General features: G+C 46.9%; 22 protein-coding genes and 1 pseudogene. All 23 read left to right on the top strand.

The window, feature by feature from the left end:
• The first annotated feature begins 712 nt into the window (after positions 1 to 712).
• Entirely contained in the window at positions 713 to 946 is a 234-nt protein-coding gene (locus PWYN_RS00110) for a hypothetical protein (RefSeq protein WP_036647227.1), read from the top strand.
• A gap of 367 nt (positions 947 to 1,313) precedes the next feature.
• Positions 1,314 to 1,856, top strand: coding sequence for a hypothetical protein (locus PWYN_RS00105; RefSeq protein ID WP_036647225.1), 543 nt, complete (start codon positions 1,314 to 1,316; stop codon positions 1,854 to 1,856).
• Complete coding sequence (locus PWYN_RS00100; protein WP_036647222.1) at positions 1,825 to 3,657, top strand: phage terminase large subunit family protein; 1,833 nt, start codon at positions 1,825 to 1,827, stop codon at positions 3,655 to 3,657. Before PWYN_RS00105 ends, PWYN_RS00100 begins: the two co-directional genes overlap by 32 nt.
• A 24-nt stretch (positions 3,658 to 3,681) precedes the next feature.
• Positions 3,682 to 3,921: a DUF6148 family protein gene (locus PWYN_RS30515; protein WP_036647220.1), complete on the top strand. Its 240-nt coding sequence runs from the start codon at positions 3,682 to 3,684 to the stop codon at positions 3,919 to 3,921.
• The gene (locus tag PWYN_RS00090) at positions 3,918 to 5,522 is read left to right on the top strand and encodes a phage portal protein (RefSeq protein WP_036647219.1); all 1,605 of its coding nucleotides are present in this window, start codon (positions 3,918 to 3,920) and stop codon (positions 5,520 to 5,522) included. The genes PWYN_RS30515 and PWYN_RS00090 overlap by 4 nt, the downstream gene beginning before the upstream one ends.
• Entirely contained in the window at positions 5,500 to 6,591 is a 1,092-nt protein-coding gene (locus PWYN_RS27640) for a head maturation protease, ClpP-related (RefSeq protein ID WP_052087649.1), read from the top strand. The genes PWYN_RS00090 and PWYN_RS27640 overlap by 23 nt, the downstream gene beginning before the upstream one ends.
• Entirely contained in the window at positions 6,591 to 6,974 is a 384-nt protein-coding gene (locus PWYN_RS00080; RefSeq protein ID WP_052087648.1) for a hypothetical protein, read from the top strand. Before PWYN_RS27640 ends, PWYN_RS00080 begins: the two co-directional genes overlap by 1 nt.
• 13 nt (positions 6,975 to 6,987) lie before the next feature.
• On the top strand, positions 6,988 to 8,022 hold the full coding sequence (locus tag PWYN_RS00075) for a major capsid protein (RefSeq protein ID WP_036647217.1): 1,035 nt from the start codon (positions 6,988 to 6,990) through the stop codon (positions 8,020 to 8,022).
• A gap of 20 nt (positions 8,023 to 8,042) precedes the next feature.
• Positions 8,043 to 8,258, top strand: a complete 216-nt coding sequence (locus tag PWYN_RS00070) for a DUF7210 family protein (protein WP_036647215.1) — start codon at positions 8,043 to 8,045, stop codon at positions 8,256 to 8,258.
• A 14-nt stretch (positions 8,259 to 8,272) separates the two neighbouring features.
• Positions 8,273 to 8,587 carry a hypothetical protein gene (locus tag PWYN_RS00065; protein WP_036647213.1) on the top strand — a complete coding sequence of 105 codons (315 nt, stop codon included), beginning with the start codon at positions 8,273 to 8,275 and terminating at the stop codon, positions 8,585 to 8,587.
• Entirely contained in the window at positions 8,584 to 9,168 is a 585-nt protein-coding gene (locus PWYN_RS00060) for a phage tail protein (protein WP_036647211.1), read from the top strand. Before PWYN_RS00065 ends, PWYN_RS00060 begins: the two co-directional genes overlap by 4 nt.
• 4 nt (positions 9,169 to 9,172) lie before the next feature.
• Positions 9,173 to 9,616: a hypothetical protein gene (locus tag PWYN_RS27635; protein WP_052087647.1), complete on the top strand. Its 444-nt coding sequence runs from the start codon at positions 9,173 to 9,175 to the stop codon at positions 9,614 to 9,616.
• Positions 9,613 to 9,954, top strand: a complete 342-nt coding sequence (locus tag PWYN_RS00050) for a hypothetical protein (RefSeq protein ID WP_052087646.1) — start codon at positions 9,613 to 9,615, stop codon at positions 9,952 to 9,954. The genes PWYN_RS27635 and PWYN_RS00050 overlap by 4 nt, the downstream gene beginning before the upstream one ends.
• Positions 9,955 to 10,061: 107 nt before the next feature.
• Positions 10,062 to 11,411 carry a phage tail sheath family protein gene (locus PWYN_RS00045; protein ID WP_240479647.1) on the top strand — a complete coding sequence of 450 codons (1,350 nt, stop codon included), beginning with the start codon at positions 10,062 to 10,064 and terminating at the stop codon, positions 11,409 to 11,411.
• A 15-nt stretch (positions 11,412 to 11,426) separates the two neighbouring features.
• Complete coding sequence (locus tag PWYN_RS00040) at positions 11,427 to 11,945, top strand: phage major tail tube protein (RefSeq protein WP_036647207.1); 519 nt, start codon at positions 11,427 to 11,429, stop codon at positions 11,943 to 11,945.
• A gap of 11 nt (positions 11,946 to 11,956) precedes the next feature.
• On the top strand, positions 11,957 to 12,271 hold the full coding sequence (locus tag PWYN_RS00035; RefSeq protein WP_052087645.1) for a hypothetical protein: 315 nt from the start codon (positions 11,957 to 11,959) through the stop codon (positions 12,269 to 12,271).
• 190 nt (positions 12,272 to 12,461) lie between these two features.
• Complete coding sequence (locus PWYN_RS27630) at positions 12,462 to 15,323, top strand: phage tail tape measure protein (protein ID WP_052087644.1); 2,862 nt, start codon at positions 12,462 to 12,464, stop codon at positions 15,321 to 15,323.
• Entirely contained in the window at positions 15,320 to 15,526 is a 207-nt protein-coding gene (locus PWYN_RS00025; RefSeq protein ID WP_036647205.1) for a tail protein X, read from the top strand. The genes PWYN_RS27630 and PWYN_RS00025 overlap by 4 nt, the downstream gene beginning before the upstream one ends.
• A 12-nt stretch (positions 15,527 to 15,538) precedes the next feature.
• Entirely contained in the window at positions 15,539 to 16,561 is a 1,023-nt protein-coding gene (locus tag PWYN_RS00020) for a phage late control D family protein (protein WP_036648095.1), read from the top strand.
• Positions 16,562 to 16,563: 2 nt separating this feature from the next.
• Entirely contained in the window at positions 16,564 to 16,794 is a 231-nt protein-coding gene (locus tag PWYN_RS00015) for a hypothetical protein (protein WP_052087643.1), read from the top strand.
• Positions 16,794 to 16,958, top strand: a complete 165-nt coding sequence (locus PWYN_RS29830; RefSeq protein WP_240479666.1) for a hypothetical protein — start codon at positions 16,794 to 16,796, stop codon at positions 16,956 to 16,958. Before PWYN_RS00015 ends, PWYN_RS29830 begins: the two co-directional genes overlap by 1 nt.
• A pseudogene (locus PWYN_RS30510) lies at positions 16,885 to 17,198 on the top strand (phage tail protein). Before PWYN_RS29830 ends, PWYN_RS30510 begins: the two are co-directional and overlap by 74 nt.
• Positions 17,195 to 17,527, top strand: coding sequence for a GPW/gp25 family protein (locus PWYN_RS00005; protein WP_052087642.1), 333 nt, complete (start codon positions 17,195 to 17,197; stop codon positions 17,525 to 17,527). The pseudogene PWYN_RS30510 and the gene PWYN_RS00005 overlap by 4 nt, the downstream one beginning before the upstream one ends.
• The last annotated feature ends 158 nt before the right edge of the window (positions 17,528 to 17,685 follow it).

Raw genomic sequence — 17,685 nt, 5'->3', positions numbered from 1 at the left:
TCTCTTGCAACTATAAAACCCCATGCCCCGCAAGGCTTTGAGGGTGATAGCAACCAGCAGAATTTTTCCGAGCAACCAGCACAGCAACCAGCAAACTGCTTGGCAGAGGGTGTGAATGGTACAAATCGACGTTCTTTCACTCAATAACAATTTGGATAAGTCCAAATAACAGAGCATACATTCGTAATAACGAGCATTCGTGAAAAATATCTGCCAAAATGGACGATTTTGGGATTAGGACGTTTTCTCATATCCCGTTATAATGATCTTGTTCTTACACCAAAGTAACTAGGGAGTAAGATCTTAATACGGAGCGTAGCGTACGTATGATTTTGATCCTAAAGCCTGAAGAAAGAGATCGTTTAAAACACACAGCGATGAATCGATTTTTATTCAGGGCTAGCGTGGGGAATGCCGTAGGCAGGGCGAGGCAATGTCGCCTTCTTTATCCCTTCTTTCTTTAATCTTGTAAGGTCTTAATACGCGACAACGTAACTTTAGTGCTATAAATAGACTACGAGGTATCAGATCCGACCCCTCAAACATATAGAACGTCGAGGTCACTGCTATTAAAGAGTGGCCTTTTTGTATTCACACAGAGAGTAAGCCCATAATCTAAACCCCAAAAGCTGATGAGGTGAAGGCGAAGTAAGGTACATGGGGATGTAGTTCTACTTACAACCGTGGTTTTAAATAGAGAGGGGTAAAGACAATGGAAGAACAGTTAACTGAGAACCAACTGTATGAGCAACAGATGACAGCGTGGTTTGAAGAACATGACAGATTAGGAAAGCAGATTGAGAGAGCGATTGAGCACCACACTGAGATAGCAGAGCTTAATCGGCAACAGTTAGACCTGCACAATAGACGCATGGATATTGCTCTTGCAGAGTACAACGGATGGGCTAAAGATAATGGATTAGAGTTACAACCCTTAAAGAGTTAAGCGGTACAACAATAAAGATAACGTGTTATGTCGTGCGCTTGCCAGTCCTTAGCTGTCGTGTTGCCGTTGCAATGATTAGATAGAGTTAATAGATTAATCAGGCGTTCGATGGCTGTATCGGGCTTATAGAAGCCGTGAGAGTGTGTGAATAAATAAAAAGCTCAGGATATTTGGGTCCTTCTGGAGCTTCCAGATAGGTGCGGGTGCGCGTGAGCCCGAAATCCAAACAGTTTTTATTTTTAAAATTTACTTTCGCTTTCCCTTTCTGAGTGACCAAGGGATGGTGTTTTTATTTTTCACTTCAAATTAATCAATAAAAAATACTTATAGAGCTGCTGCGGTTCAAAGCGAAAGTGAGGCGGGTTAATTGGCGAAAGCGAAACAAAAGGAAATCAAAAAACAAGTGGACGAGGTTTCAACTGCGGAGCTGGCTGCGATCATTGGTAAAACTCCTCAGTGGGTACGCCAATTAACCCGCGATAGGATACTTTTTCAGATAGGAAGAGGCAAATACATCCTCTCCGATTCTGTTCAAGCATACATTTTACACGTATCCGGTGGCGCTAAAGACGATGGAAAGCCGACATATACGGACTACAAGACGGAGCATGAACGCATAAAGTCCGAAAAAGCAGCGTTGGAGCTGGCTGAAATACAGGGAAATATGCACTCTTCAGATGATGTGAAGATCTTAATGGGCAATATGATCATCACAGCTAAGACGAAATTGCTTGCGATCCCATCAAGAGTAAGTCCACAGCTTGACGGTGAACCTTCATCAAAGGTTGAACAGGTTCTGAATCACGAGATAGCTTCTGTACTGAAAGGTTTGACTGAGTACAACCCCGCGTTGTTTGATCGAAAGGCGGGTGACGGTGATGATTTCGAAGAAGACGGAGATGCTGTTTAAACAAATCGCCCGTATGTGGGAACCCAAGCCGCCTATGACAGTGTCGGAGTGGGCGGAAGAGCATAGGGTGCTGAGTAAAGAGGCCAGCGCCGAACCGGGTCCGTGGAGAACTGAACGATCACCATATACCAAAGAGATTATGAACTGCATGAACGATCCAACCGTGGAAGAGGTAGCGATAATGGCCTCTGCTCAGGTGGGTAAATCTGAAATTCTGCTGAACATAGCGGGATTTTTTGCTGACCAGGAACCTTACCCTATGATCTACATGTTACCGGATAAGCAACTGATCAAGTCGGTATCTCAAGAGCGGATCACTCCAATGATCAACGCCAGTCCTCGGCTTCGGAGTGTGTTCGCCGCAGCAAAGGGACGTTCTGCCAGTAACACCATTGCTAAAAAGAGTTTCCCGGGAGGTTACCTGCAATTGGTTGGTGCTAATTCACCAGCCCAGTTATCCTCTCGTTCGGTCAGAGTCATACTCGCCGATGAAGTGGATCGCTTCCCGACATCAGCCGGTACTGAGGGAGATCCGGTTGACCTGGTTAAAAAGCGAACGACAACTTTCTATAACCGTAAGCACGTTTTTGTTTCTACGCCGCTGGTGGAAGAGACCTCACGTATCAACCGTCTATACTTGGACAGCACTCAAGAACAATGGCGGCTCCCATGTCCGTGTTGCAGTGAACTGCAGGCACTGGATTTCGGCAACCTGAAATTTACTCGTGACGAAACTGGAGAAGTCATTCAGGTAAACGGGGCGTGTCGAGAGTGTGGTGGTATCTCTTCCGAAAAAGAATGGAAGTCCGGCACAGGCCAATGGGTAGCTAGACAGAAACATCCGTTCCGCCGTGGCTTCCACCTTTCACAAATAGTGAGTCCATGGGTAACTTGGAAGAAAATCGTTTCAGGATTTTTGGAAGCCAAGGACGATCCTGAAATGCTTCAGGTTTGGACGAACACAGTCATGGGCGAAACGTGGCGAGCAACTGGAGAGAAGCTGGATGAGAATGAACTAATGCATCGCGGTGAGGAATACGAGGCTGACGTTCCGGAAGGCGTGAAGATCTTAACGGCTACAGTAGATACTCAGGACAATCGTTTCGAAATCGAGGTCAAGGGTTGGGGATCAGGTCGTGAGTCTTGGGGAATTAGGTATCATGTTATTCATGGAGACCTGGAACAGTCACGAGTATGGGAAGAGCTTGATGAGTTTCTTAAACGGAAGTGGAAAGATACTCATGGCCGTTCCTTTGGGATCGTAGGATCCTTTATAGATTCAGGCGGTCACTATACAGGTAGTGTGTACAAGTTTTGCGCTGCTCGGTTAGGAAGACGCATTTACGCCATCAAAGGCGAAGGTAAGGAGAATGGTGGTTACGTCCCTTTGTACAATGGATACACCAACAACAACCGCTACAAAGCAACGGTTATTCGAATCGGGGTAGACGAGGGAAAGTACCGCGTGACAAATGATTTAAAGCGTAAACGTTATGGACCAGGCTACTGCCATTACCCGGCGAATAAGCCTGGTCATGATAACCGAGGGTACAACGAGGAGTATTATCTCGGGCTTACAGCTGAGACGCTCGTCACTAAAAAGAAGATGGGTGTCACGTATCAGATTTGGCAGCCAATCCGAAAGCGCAATGAACCTTTTGACTTACACGTTTATCACCTTGCTCTGATTGAGCTTCTGAGTCCTGATCTGGATGAGATGTTGCCGATGGCAGTTGGGGAAGGTGCGCAAAAGGTCCATCCGAAGACATCGAGACGCCGAGGTACGCCGAGTAGTGTTTAAAATTTGAAAGGAGGTGAAAAGGAAATGCCTTTATATACACATGAAGTAGCACAAGCCCATCTTGAATCGTGGCTCGCCGCAGAACTTGCGCTATCAACTGGCCAGTCATACACCATCGGTACACGGTCCTTGACGCGCGTTGACATCACTGATGTCATGGATCAAATAAAATATTGGCAGAAGCAAGTAAACGAATGTGTGAGAGAGGCTTCGGGTTTGAGTAAGCGAAGCAGGGTGCGCAGGTATGTTCCCACTGACCTATGAGTTGGCTAGATCAAGTAATTGGATCGGTAGCTCCGGGATACGCCTTAAAACGCGAACAAGCGCGGACTGACATTGCCAGGCATCAAGCGGTACAACAAGTTTTTAACCAAGGTTACGGTGATCACGGTGCAAGCCGCCGTAAAAAGTCACTTACCGCTTGGAATCCAGTGGCCGGAGACGCCGAAGAGGACATCCACGAGAACCTCGAATCACTCAGGCCTCGGGCCCGCGACCTTTACATGGGTGGGTCTTTGGCAAACGGCGCAATCAAAACGATGAGAACAAGCATAATCGGCACGGGGCTGAAAGTTAAACCATCCTTCGATGCCGATTTTTTGCGCCTGAATGATGATCAATCTCGGCAACTCCGGAGGCAGATTGAGCGCGAATTTGCGCTATGGGCCGACTCCAAGGACTGCGATGCGGCAGGGATGCACAATTTTTACGAGCTTCAGCAATTAGCATTCCTAAGCTGGATGATGTCGGGTGACGCATTTGTTCTACTGCCACTATTGCCGCGAAAACATTCGACCTATGATCTGCGGGTCCGGTTAATTGAGGCCGACCGTTGTAATAGTCCGCTGAATGAGAGTCTTAACGATAAGATCAGCAGTGGGGTTGAGGTTGATAATGATGGGATGGTAGTTGCATACCACTTTTCCGACAAGCATCCGGGGTCGACGAGACTTACGAACACCAAATGGACACGCGTTGAGGTCATAGGACAACAGAGTGGACGCCGCAATGTACTCCATCTCATGGAGGCGGAGCGGCCAGAGCAGCGGCGTGGTGTGCCACTACTGGCCCCGGTCATTGAGTCGCTTAAACAGTTGGACCGATACACCGAGGCTGAACTTATGGCTGCCGTGATTTCAGCAATGTTTACGGTGTTTGTGGAAACCCCTAACCCGGAGGATGCTGATCAATTCGGCTTGGGTTCAAGTGGTGATCCTATCGACAATCCAACTGGCGAGCCATTGCCGCCCTCTGATGGCGGGGACCTGCGACTAGGCAATGGAGCTGTTCAATTTTTGGAGCCTGGCGAAAAGGCCGTATTTGCAGATCCCAGCCGACCAAACGCGGGTTTTGATCCGTTCGTTACAGCGATTCTGAGACAGGTAGGGGCATCTTTAGAAATTCCTTACGAACTGTTGCTGAAACACTTTACCTCGTCCTATTCAGCGTCGAGAGCCGCCCTGCTTGAAGCATGGAAGATGTTCAGGATGCGCCGGGCTTGGATGTCCGCAGACTTTTGTCAGCCAATCTACGAGGAGTGGTTTGCAGAGGCAGTAATAAAAGGCCGGATTGATGCGCCGGGTATATTCGATGATCCATTGTTGTTTAAGGCTTATACAAAGGCCGAATGGAATGGACCGTCACAAGGACAGCTTGATCCGGTCAAAGAAGTTAATGCAGCTGTTACCCGTATTGATAACGGACTGAGCACTCGCCAGCGTGAAGCAGCGGAGCTAACGGGAACTGAATATGAAAGTAATGTTCGACAACTGGTCTATGAGCAGAAGATCCGTGATGAATACGGCCTAGCTACTCCGTTACCGAAAGGAGGTGAAAAAGAAATTGTCGAAGAAGATCAAGCTTAATGGTCCTGTTGTTAGCGGCGGGAACTCATGGATTTATGATTGGTTAGGCATGGAAACAATATCGCCACAACGTGTCATAAGCGAGCTTGAAAAGGCTGGTGGTGATGATGTTGAGTTGTACATTAATAGTGGCGGCGGATCTGTATTCGCAGGGAGTGAAATTTACACAGCTTTGAAGGAATACAGAGGGAAAATTAAATCTAAAGTTACAGGGGTTGCAGCTTCGGCGGCGACTTTTTTTGTGCTTGCTTCTGATGAAGTTTATGTATCTCCGCTGGGACAACTGATGATTCATAATGCTGCAGCTGGTACAGATGGAGACAAAGTAGCCCACGCCTCTACTTTGGAATTGTTGGAGGGTGTAGACAAAGCTATTGCTAAGGTCTACCAATCAAAAACGAAACTTCCGGACAACGAAATACTAGACTTGATGCAAAAAACAACTTGGATGAATGCTGAAAAAGCAGTCCAATTAGGTTTTGCGAACGGAGTTTTGTTTGATGAAGAAGTAGATGCAAGCAATAGCTTTAGTTTAGGAAGCGAACTCCCGCAAGATGTAATAGACAAACTCAAAAATGAGTTACTGAGAAGTGCTCTTAAAAATGATTCGATTTATGATGCCCAAGCCAGCATCGAGCCAGTCAATCAAGTTATGCAGACAAGCGAAAGGAATGATAAGTCGATGAAATTAGAAGAATTGAAGGCACAGTATCCTGACCTTTACAACGAGGTTTTGAATGCTGGGAAAACTGAAGGTGTTACAGCTGAACGTCAGCGCATTACCGACCTTAACGATCTAGCCGGAGCGCCTGGAGCAGCAGCGATTGTGGCAAAGGCCATTACTGATGGCGGCACGGCGGCGACTGCAGCTATTGAGATTGTCAAAGCTTCCACGGAGCGAATATCCGTTGAAGGGCAACGGCGTGCTGCTGACTCTAACAACAGTGGAGTGGATGCAGTGGCTCCAGACGAGGCGCCGAACGACAAACCGAATCCTCAAGCAGCCTATGATGTCGAGGCAGATGGTCTCCTAGCGGAAATTAAGAATATGACGGGAGGTAAAAAATAATGACAGCATACGAAAGCATTCCACACGACAATCTCATTGCCGGAATGGTCCAGCCGATTGTAACTCAATCAATAATCATTAATCAGGCAGCAGGTGCGCTCTTTACTCGAGGAACTGTTCTGGCTAGAACTGGGTTTACTGCCGATGGTACCTGGATTTGCACAGTTGTTAACTCGGCCGCCGTCCCTGCTCTTGAAAAAGTTCCTGTCGCGGTGCTCGCTGATGTTGAGGTGGATGCCAGAACTGTTCTGCAGAGAGCAACTGCTTATACATCCGGGGAATTCAACCGCAATGCCCTGAAATTTGGCGGCGCTGATACTATCGCCACACATGAGGCCGCACTGAACAACGCAAAACTTTACACAAAACGGGTTGTAGAATAGGGGGATTTTACTAATGGCCATCAAAGATCTTTATGCATTTCCTACTCTTTTGAAAGTGATTGGGCAGTTACCGGGACCAAGCACGTACATTCTGGACAAGTTTTTTCAAGATGGTGAGGCTTTCGAAACGGAGAACGTCGAAATTCAAACGATGAATGGGAATAAGCCTATTGCTCCTTATGTATCTGAACTGCAGCCAGGCAAGGTTATCCTGCGTACTGGATTTACTGCTAAGCAATATAAGCCGGCTCTAATCAAACCAGCGAGACCAATCACAGCAATTGATCTCAAGACACGGGCAGCAGGCGAGAGTTTGTTTAATCCGGATCAACCAGAGGTTAGAGCTCGTAAACTGCTGGCAAAGGACATCATCGAACTACAAGATACAATTACTCGTCGGCTTGTTCAACAGGCTGCTGAGCTCATGTTCACTGGTAAGGTTACTCAGGTTGGTGAAGGTGTGAGTCAGGTCATCGATTATGACTTCACGAATATTGCAACTCTGTCAGGAACTGATTTATTCAGCAATGCCGCATCTGATCCGATCGCCTTCTTGGCTGCCCAACGTAAGGTTATTATGGATGCTAATGCACCTACTCCAGATATGGTCCTTGCTGATTATGATGTGGCTGTTGCTATTATGCGTCACCCTAAAGTGCTAGAGCTCGCGAACAACAAAGGACTCGACATCGGGACCATTGACACTACTCTATTGCCGGATGGAGTAACCTATCACGGACGCCTGCGTGATGTTGGTCTGGATATTTACAGTTATTCTGGCTCGTATACAAACGATGCTGGGGCCGATGTTCCGTTCATTCCAGTGGGAACACTGGCTCTGTTGTCCAGCCGTGACAAGTTCACTTTCCACTACGGTGCGAACGTGATCATGGATCCTAAATCAGAACAATTTGTTCGTGTGATGGGTAAAATCACACCTCAATCGTGGGTGACAATTGAACCGGCTCAACGCTGGTTGCAAATGATGTCCCGTCCGTTGGCTGTTCCTGCGAATGTAGCGGGTTGGGTAGTTGCTAAAGTTCTTTAATCTAAAGGAGGAAATTATAAATGGCTATTATTGCAAAAGGTAAAGTGCGGCATAACGGCAAGGATTATGTAAAAGGTGATGAAATCATTGATTTGACTGAAAAAGAAGCGAATCGTTTGATTGATTTGGCGGTAGCTGAGGCAGAGGGTAAGACAGTGTTTAAAGCTGAACCAGCGTCTGATAAAAAGGACGAAAAGTCTGAAACAAAATCAACTAAAGACGCAGATAAGGAATAAAGGGGGGCGAGGTTATGAACCTCCGCGACCAGATCCGACTAGACACACAGAACACATTTCTCAACTTGAATGAATTCGCAGATGTCCATATCATCGACGGCCAGTCGGTTAAAGCAGTACTTGACCAGGCTACAGATGACCAACACCCCCTAGCTTATGCTGAGGGGATATCGCTCGTTAAGGCGGTTTTGTATGTTGATTCCGCCGAACTCGGGTATATTCCCAAACAAGACCAGCGAATGACCATTGATGGTAAGGGTTACTTTGCAGTTCGGGTCGCGACTGATCTAGGGATGATGGTTATTAGTCTGGAGGCGAACACGGATTGAGAGTAGATGGACTGAGCCAGGCTATCAAAGGAACCAAGGCCCTTAAGGATCGCATGCAGCCAGCGGCGTCGATGGCGCTTAACCGAGTGGGTAAAGGCGTAGTAACCGAGGCGGCACGTAAGGTTAAAGAGACTTACAACGTCAAAGCAGCTGACGTCAAGGGCGCCATGCGACTGGTGTTGTCGTCTCCTGATGCGGGCGAGGTCTTCATTAACTCAAAGGGTCGAAACCTTCCAGTGACTAGCTTCAAAGTCACGCCTAAATCGCCAACAAAGAAGCGGCAAAAGATGGTCAAAGTTGCTATCAAACGTGGTGATGCTAAAAAGGTGGGTAATGCGTTCGTTGCACTCCGTCGTGGAAAAGTCGGAGTTATGAAGAGACAAAAACCGACAGGTCAAAGTGGCCGCCCCCGTGTCTTAAATGCTAAGGGGTTTAAACCAGAGTTGCCAGTCGAGGAACTACATGGTCCGGCCATTCCGCGTATGCTCAACGAGCCTCAAGTCCTGGAACATATCCAAGAAGAGGCGCGGGATCGCATGGATAAGCGCCTTGAGCATGAGATTAAACGTATTTTGAAATGAGGTGATGGCTATTTCAACACCGATATTGCTTTTGCGAGCTATCAAAGAGTTTATCCAACAAACGGTCGAGGGCGACGTACAAATGTCGCCTTCGATCCATGTGGGGTACTTGCCGCAAAGAAATAAAGACAATCTTCAAGATAGCGAGTTTCCTTTTATCCTTGTTCGGCCTGGAGTTGGCGAAGATCAGCAGGACAATTCAAAAGTCACAATAAAACTGATATTCGGTGCAAAGGCTGAGGATGATGAAGGGTTTATGGATCTGTTGAACACTATGGAACAGATCCGGATTGCTCTATTGCGCAAACGGATTATCAATAATAGATTCAAGCTCGAACTTCCGTACAAATGGGAGTTTTTTGACGAGCAGCCATACCCGGAATGGTACGGGATAGCGACAACAGTCTGGACATTACCATCAATACAAGAGGAGGTCGAAGGTCTGTGAGTATTAAAAAAGATGAAATAAAGGCAGGGCAATTGGAACAATTGGAAACTGGAGAGAAAGTCGTTCCCTTATCGGTTCCTAACGCTATAGAACAGCCAAAAGAACCGTTGATTTACCTCGGACCCAACATTTCAGGCGGTGTATTATCTGGAAACACAGTGTTTAAGGGTGGTAAGCCAGCACACATTGACCTGCTGATCGCAGAGCAACCAGAGATTGGCGACCTTATCGTCCCAGTCAAAAGTATCAATGACACATTAGCTAAGATCAACAAGGTTGGCACCGCCGAACATCAAGCTTATCAAGCACTCATCAAGCGCGGAACGGGGGTTAAATAATGGCTTTTAATCACGGTGTTACCACCTCTGAGAGATCGACATCTGTAATCTCTACAGCAAGCGTCAGCGCGGGCATCCCGATTGTATTCGGCACGTCACCAGTTAATATGAGTGCCTTGGCCGCGGCTCCGGTGAATAAACCGATCTTAGCCTATTCTTACTCGGAGGCTGCACAGGCACTTGGATACAGCGACAACTGGGAGGCATATACTCTATGCGAGTTTATGGACGTTTACTTTAGGTTGAACGCACTTAAGCCTGCCATTTTCGTTAATGTTCTGGATCCTTCGATCCATAAAACGGCCGTAACTACAACGTCGATGAACCTTGTTGACAAGGCGGTGAAAATTAGCGTCACGGGAATCATGCACGACGCTGCACTGGTTGTTAAATCAGCTGATGCAGTTACAACATACGTCAAAAACACTGATTACACTGTTGCTTTTGACAGTGACGGAAATACTGTAGTCTCAGTTAAAACGGGAGGCACGATTCCAACGAACGCCACCGCGCTAAGCATCGCTTATACAAAACTGGATCCGACCGCTGTTGATGTCAACGACATTATTGGCGGACTGGACGCCGTAACGGGCGCGATGACTGGACTTGAATTGGTTAACGGCGTGTTCCCTCGCTTCGGTTTGGTTCCAGGTCTCATTTTAGCGCCGGGTTATTCTCAAGATCCTACAGTCGCTGCTGTGATGGTTGCCAAAGCGGGTAATATCAACAGCACATTTACTGCATTGGCGTTGACTGACATACCGACTGATACTGTCAAGGTTTACACCGGAGTGCCTGCTTGGAAAAACACAAACGGATATACCTCTCCGTTGCAGGTTGCGCTCTGGCCGAAAGTATCCAAGGGCGGGAAACAATACCACATGTCAACTCACATTGCTTGTGCAATCGGGGTAGCTGATGCGGCAAATGAGGGCGTTCCTGTGGCTTCTCCATCCAACAAGGCACTGGTGATTGATGCGGCGGTACTTGCAGACGGTACTGAGGTGTTCCTCGGACCCGACCAGGCTAATTACCTGAACAGTCAGGGCATTATGACCGCCCTTAATTTCGTTGGTGGCTTCAAGGGATGGGGCAACTATACGGGTGCTTATCCGGTATCTACTGATCCAAAAGATGTGTTTATCTCTATCCGTAGAATGTTTATCTGGGCTAAGAACAGTATCGTATTGACGTACTGGAACCAGGTGGACAATCCAGCAACGCCGCGACTGATCGAGACAATCACCGACAGCATAAATATCTGGCTCAACGGGTTGACAGCGAGCGGTTATTTACTCGGCGGTCGAGTGGAATTTAACTGGGCAGATAATCCAGTGACGGACCTGATGGCTGGTAAGTTTAAATTTCAGCTTTTCATCACACCACCGGGACCGGCTCAGGAGTTGGCGTTTGTGCTTGAGTATGACGCCACATATCTGCAGACGCTGTTCGGATAAGGGGGAAAATAGATAATGGCAATTATTCCAGAACGGTTAACAGGCTATAGTGTGTTTAGGAATGGTACAGAAAGAGTCGGCACATCCGATGTAGAGCTTCCAAGTCTCGAGGCTCTCACGGATACTGTTAGTGGAGCCGGGATTGCAGGCGAGGTAGATTCTCCAACGATTGGACACTTTGGCAGCATGCGGGCTACGCTCAATTTTCGGACACTGGACATCCCGATGTTCAAACTCTCCGGTCCCAAGTCACAAGCTCTCGACTTCCGAGGAGCTCAGCAAGTGTATGACTCTTCGGCGAGTGAATATAAGAGCATTCCTGTACGGGTATCAGTTCGCGGGATCCCTGTTAACACCACTCTGGGTACTTTCGAGACGAACGCGTCAACAGGAAGCTCGATTGAGTTGGAATGCACCTATCTGATGGTTATGGTAGATGGCGTTAAAGTTATTGAGATCGACAAATACAACTACATCTGCTTTATCGATGGCGTGGATCATCTCGCTGTCGTTAAACAGCAGCTGGGACTGTGAGGATAGCGACGATGGAAAAACAAAATATAACTACTGAGGTCGATGAGCGCATTTTTACGCTCAGTCGGCCTTTTACTTTTGAGGAAAAAGAATACACCGAATTGCTGTTAGATTTCGAATCGCTACTTGGAAGCGACTTGCTTCAGATTAATTCGCAATTTGACGCTGAACAAAAGAGTCCAGTATTCGTAAAAGCCCTGTCACTTTCTTACCAATTAAGTGTTGCAGCGGCAGCGGCAAAATTACCGAAAGAGTTTTTCAATTCACTCCCGGCGAAAGATGTATCCAAAGTGGGGCTGCAGGCACAGAATTTTTTGCTCATCTAGGATTGGCCGACAAAGAAGGGCCGCGCAAGCTGATGAAGCTGGCTGCGGCCCTTTCTTCTGCATATTATACGCCGATCCCACACTGGTTAGGTATGTCACCGCGAGAAATGTACAACTGGATTGAAACTGCAAATGAAATGTCTAAGGAACGCGAACAACAGCCACGGCAGAAAAAGAGGTGATGTAACTAATGGCCGGTAAAGAGTACAAAATAGCGTTTGAGCTACAAGCAAAGTTGGATTCCAGCTATAACACCGGTATGCGTAAGGTGTTGGATAACCTCAATGATCTGGAAACTAAGGCACGATCTATCGAGGCAATCCGGATCTCTGGAGATTTAATCCGTCCGCTGAGGGAAGGACTCCAAGCAACACTACGTGAGTTCGATGAATTGCGCCGAATGCCAAGCTTTACGGGTTTGTTCACAGAAATGGTGAAGGAGCTGAAGGAGGCCGTTCAGCAATCAACACTATTGCAAAGGAGCCTGCAAGAGATAGCCCGTATTCGGATGCCGAGTAACATGTTCGGTAACGATATCCAACGCTACACCCGTGACATGCAGGATCTCGAGCGCCGTATGCGTGAGATCAATGACATTCAAGGCCCGCAACCTGGAGACTCGGGAAGTGGCGGAGGTGGTGAGGACGCAGGCGGGAGTTCTGGAGCTTGGGCGCTTGGTGGTGCTGCTCTCGCTGGTGGCGTGGGAGTTGCTGCTGTGGCAGGGCTTGCGTTGGCTGGTCACGCGGTGTTTTCGTTCTCGGAAGATTATAAGGTGGCGATGAACCAAATCTCAGCATCCACCGGAGCATCTGAAAAAGAGATGGAAGGTTTCAGCGATATCGCTGAAAATCTTTATAACTCTAATATGGGTGAAAATTTTTATGATATTGCCGAAAGCCTTAGTGTCGTACGACAAGTGACAAAACAATCTGGTCAAGCGCTTCAGGATGCAACAATGAATGGCATGGTTTACGCTGACGTATTTGGTGAAGAGATTGCCGAATCAACAAAAGCGGCCGACACAATGATGAAAAATTTCGGAATTACTTCAACTGAGGCTTACAACTTGCTTGCTCAAGGTGCCCAAAAAGGACTCAACAAGTCCGGAGAATTACTGGACACGGCAAATGAGTACAGTGGGTATTTTAGTAAATTGGGTTTCTCGGCAGATGGCATGTTCGACACCTTCGCAGCAGGCTTAGATGCAGGGGCGTTTAACCTTGATAAGGTCGGCGATGGGATTAAGGAGTTTGGTATCCGGACTAAAGACGGATCAAAGTCTTCTCTGGAAGCTTATAAGACCATTGGACTAAACGGAGCTAAAATGACTGCCGAGTTTGCAACAGGCGGCAAAACTGCGCAGCAGGCATTCCTAAAAACAGCAAAGTCCATTTCATCCATCAAAGACCCCGTTGTACAGAATGCCGTGGCTGTTCAGTTGTTCGGTACGCAAGCGGAAGATCTGGAGTCACGTGTTATAAATGCATATAGTAATGTCGAAAGTCAGTTCGACAAGACTAAAAATACAATGGAAGAGATCGGCAAGGTAAAATACGACTCGATCGGTCAGGCATTCGGGGGTATGGGTAGAACACTACAAACCAGCTTGATCCTCCCTATATCGAAGACGCTATTACCTCTTTTTTCTGGAATGGCTAACAAAATGACAACTTGGGTTCCTGCGGTGGTTGGGGCTTTTGGAAAAGTTGGTGGAGCAGTTAAAGAAGCATACACGAACGTTCAACGGCTCTTCAAAAATGGTTTTGACGGTGAAATGGAAGGCGTAACTGTCAATTATCTAACTGCTTTCGGGATGGATAAAGGGACTGCCGAAAAGATAGCCTCTACAATTAGCTCTGTTTATGAATCTGTAGCTGGAGTGGTAGACAAAATTAAAGGAATGTTCTCCGGTGGCGGGATGGATATTGCTGCTATGTTTGGCATCAAAGGCAGTGACATGAAGGAAATTACCTCTGGATTCAAGGATATATTCGGTGAGCTCGTAAAATATTGGTCTGACTTCATTGGGAACTTGGTGGGGCTATGGCCGTCCATTCAAAAGATGATCGGATCGGTGCTGTCTATTATCCCTAAACTGCTGCCCGTATTTGGGAAGATCGGGACAGCAGCAGTGACTGGTTTTCAAGCTATATATAAAGCGATCATTCCAATTGTGTCCTACCTATCCAGTAATCTCTGGCCGATCATCAGTAAAGTATTCACCTTTCTAAGTACTCAGGTTTTTCCGAAAGTTACATCAATGATCTCGGGTCTGATACCGCCTATAATGATGGTTGTCGGAAAAGCTGGAGATCTTTTTAAATCCATTGGCACGGCGATAACATTTGCTTTTAGTGTAGTCAAACCTATACTTGACACGGTATTTGCAGCCTTCAACTTTGCATGGCCTGCCATACAGGTGGTCGTCACGAATGCAATTGATATGATCGGTGGAGTGATCAAAGGACTGTTGAAATCTCTTGGAGGGATCATCGACTTTGTGACAGGAGTTTTCTCGGGTGATTGGGGTAAAGCTTGGGGCGGGATCAGGGATACTTTTTCAGGTATTTTTGACGGATTAGGAGCTATTTTAACATTCCCGATTAATGTGGCGGTTGATGCGATAAACGCAGCTATCCGTGGTATTAATAAAGTTAGTTTCGACATACCTGATTGGGTTCCGAAGCTTGGTGGTGAGCATTTCGGCATTAGCATCCCCGAAATCCCTAAGCTCGGTGGATATGCAAAGGGCGGTTACGTGGACAGTCCAGAGGTAGCTTGGGTAGGTGAAGGTAATTCTCCAGAGTGGATTATTCCAGAGAATAACTCGGCACGATCACAGGGACTGCTACAGGCTGCTAATCGGAGCATGGGCGGGGGAAATGCTGGTGGTAACACCGTTGGTGATTTCGTGTACAATCCGACATTTATCATTCAAGGCAACGCTAATGAAAATGCTATTCGGCAGATGGATCAACGAAATCAGCAGGAATTTGGTAAACAGTTCTCAGATTATAAACGTCAGGCTATGAGGGTGAGCTTATCGACATGATCTATACAACGATACAAGGCGATACTTGGGATGGTATCGCCTATAAGGTGTACGAACAATCCCATTTAATGACCTTGCTCATGAACGCAAACCCTGATCATACTAAAACGGTTATATTCTCAGGTAATATTGTTCTGAAAGTTCCAGATAAGCCTGCCAATGCCTCTGAGACACTACCACCTTGGCGAAGGGAGGATGGATAAGCTTTGGAATTAATGCAGGATGCCCGCAGAGCAGTGCTGGTTATCAATTATAACGGTAAGGATATCTCTACAGATCTGACAAAGTCGCTTATTGATTTTTCATATAACGATGCAGCTTCGGGAGCTTTGGACGATATTACTTTAAACCTAGAAGACCGCGCTCAAAACTGGCAGGGTCCATGGGAGCCGACAGCTGGCGACAAGATCAAAGCGGAGATACGTACAATTAACTGGGATAAGCCCGGGGAGATAAAAAAATTACCACTCGGCACGTTCGAGGTAGATACCTTTGATTTTGCGGGGCCGCCTGATGCTGTAGCTATCAAAGCGGTATCATTGCCGGTCAGCTCGAACGTACGACAAGAGCGTAGAACAAAGGCTTGGGAAAAGGTTAATCTCCGAACGCTGGCGGATGAAGTAGCTAAGAGAGCCGGATTGAAATTATTATATGAAGCAACAGATAATCCATCTTATGATCGGCTTGAACAGGCGGGGGTATCTGACCTCGCCTTTTTGCTTGAAACAGCCACAAAAGAAGCGATAGCGATCAAGGTATCTGGTGGAAACTTGATATTATTCGATGAATTTGAGTATGAAAAAAAGGCTCCTATCACTTCGATAACTCGCGGGGAAAGTAATGTAATTAATTATAACTTTAACTGGAGCACAACTCTGGTGGCTTATCGAGCCTGTGAAGTTGTATACACGAACTCTAAGAAGAAGAAAACCTATAGAGCCGCCTATACTCCACCAAGAGCGCCAAAGACGGGGCCTATCCTAAAGATCAATGAACAGGTAGATTCACAAGCAGCAGCGATCCGACTTGCACGTAAGAGTCTCAGAGAGAAGAACAAGGAAGCTGGTAAAGGCAGTTTAACACTCATGGGCGATATTAGGATGGCGACCGGCCTCACAATTACTATAAAAGGGTGGAAACGATTTGATGGTAAGTACATCATCGAGTCCTGTACTCAATCAGTCGGCAGCGGAGGTTATACAACATCAATTGGAATTCGGAAAGTATTGGGGTGGTGAAGATGCTAAGAACTGGTATTGTATCGACAGTTAATGAATCTACAAGATCGGTAAGAGTGACATTTCCAGACAAGGATGATCTCGTATCTGGCGAGCTTCCAGTCATAGGACCAACAATGATCGGGCTGAACATCGTAGAGCTGCCAGAGGTTGGTGAAACAGTCCTAGTGGTCTACCCCGACAATAGCTCTGATGGTTTCTGCATCGGAGTTATTCCGGGAGGTGGAACTTAGTGGCTATGAGTAAAATAGGTAGTCTCGGTACGGTTGTGTTTGTGGTATCTCCAGAAGCCATTCGCACATTTCAAGATTTTTCCCGGTCAAGTGCGAGTCGATTTGCCAAAGCACGACATAATCGGCCAAAAACCCAAAACTCAATGGCTCGGGCCGGGGCTTGATACGATCACGTTCACGATGTGGTTTGACGCGCGGTATGGTCTCAATCCCGAAAAGAGTTGGATAAACTATCGATTCTTGAACGCGGCGGCAAGGCTATACCGTTGGTATTAGGTAAGAAAGGCTTAGGTACTGGATTATGGATTATTACCGGGTTAGGGCAAGCATGGACTGACATCGATAATGCAGGAAACGTGATCAGAGCTACAGTCAGCGTGAGTTTGGAGGAATACGTGAAATGAGTACATTTACAGTGGACATGACTCAGCCATCAGACATAAATTTCGCTCCGGCTACAGTTGTAGAAGAGATAAATCAAAATATTCGAACGATTCTCTCTACACCAATCGGAAGCTGCCCTTTCGCACGAGACATTGGAATTGATTACACCATTGTGGATGAGCCCTATCAAATCGCTGAAGCTCGTTTCACAGGGGAAATATACACGGCTATAAGCGCACAAGAGCCCAGAGCTTTGGTAGTGGGTGTATCTTTTAACAAAACGATAACAGATGCCATGACAGGACGTGTAGCGGGCTATAGTGACGTATACACTGGCAGAGGGGTTTGAGTGATTTGGTTCAGTACGCGGATTTACCCGACATACTGTTTGTTCAGGAAGATGCTTCAGCAATAATACAAACGTCATAACAGTATATGAAGGTCTAACAGACCGAACACTGCAGCCCGCCGATCCGGTGAGGCTGTTTTATCTTCTTTGGCAACAAT

Source organism: Paenibacillus wynnii (assembly GCF_000757885.1).
GTDB lineage: Bacteria > Bacillota > Bacilli > Paenibacillales > Paenibacillaceae > Paenibacillus_AQ > Paenibacillus_AQ wynnii.
Note: the sequence above shows the minus strand (reverse complement) of the source record. Positions and strands in the feature narration are given on the sequence as shown.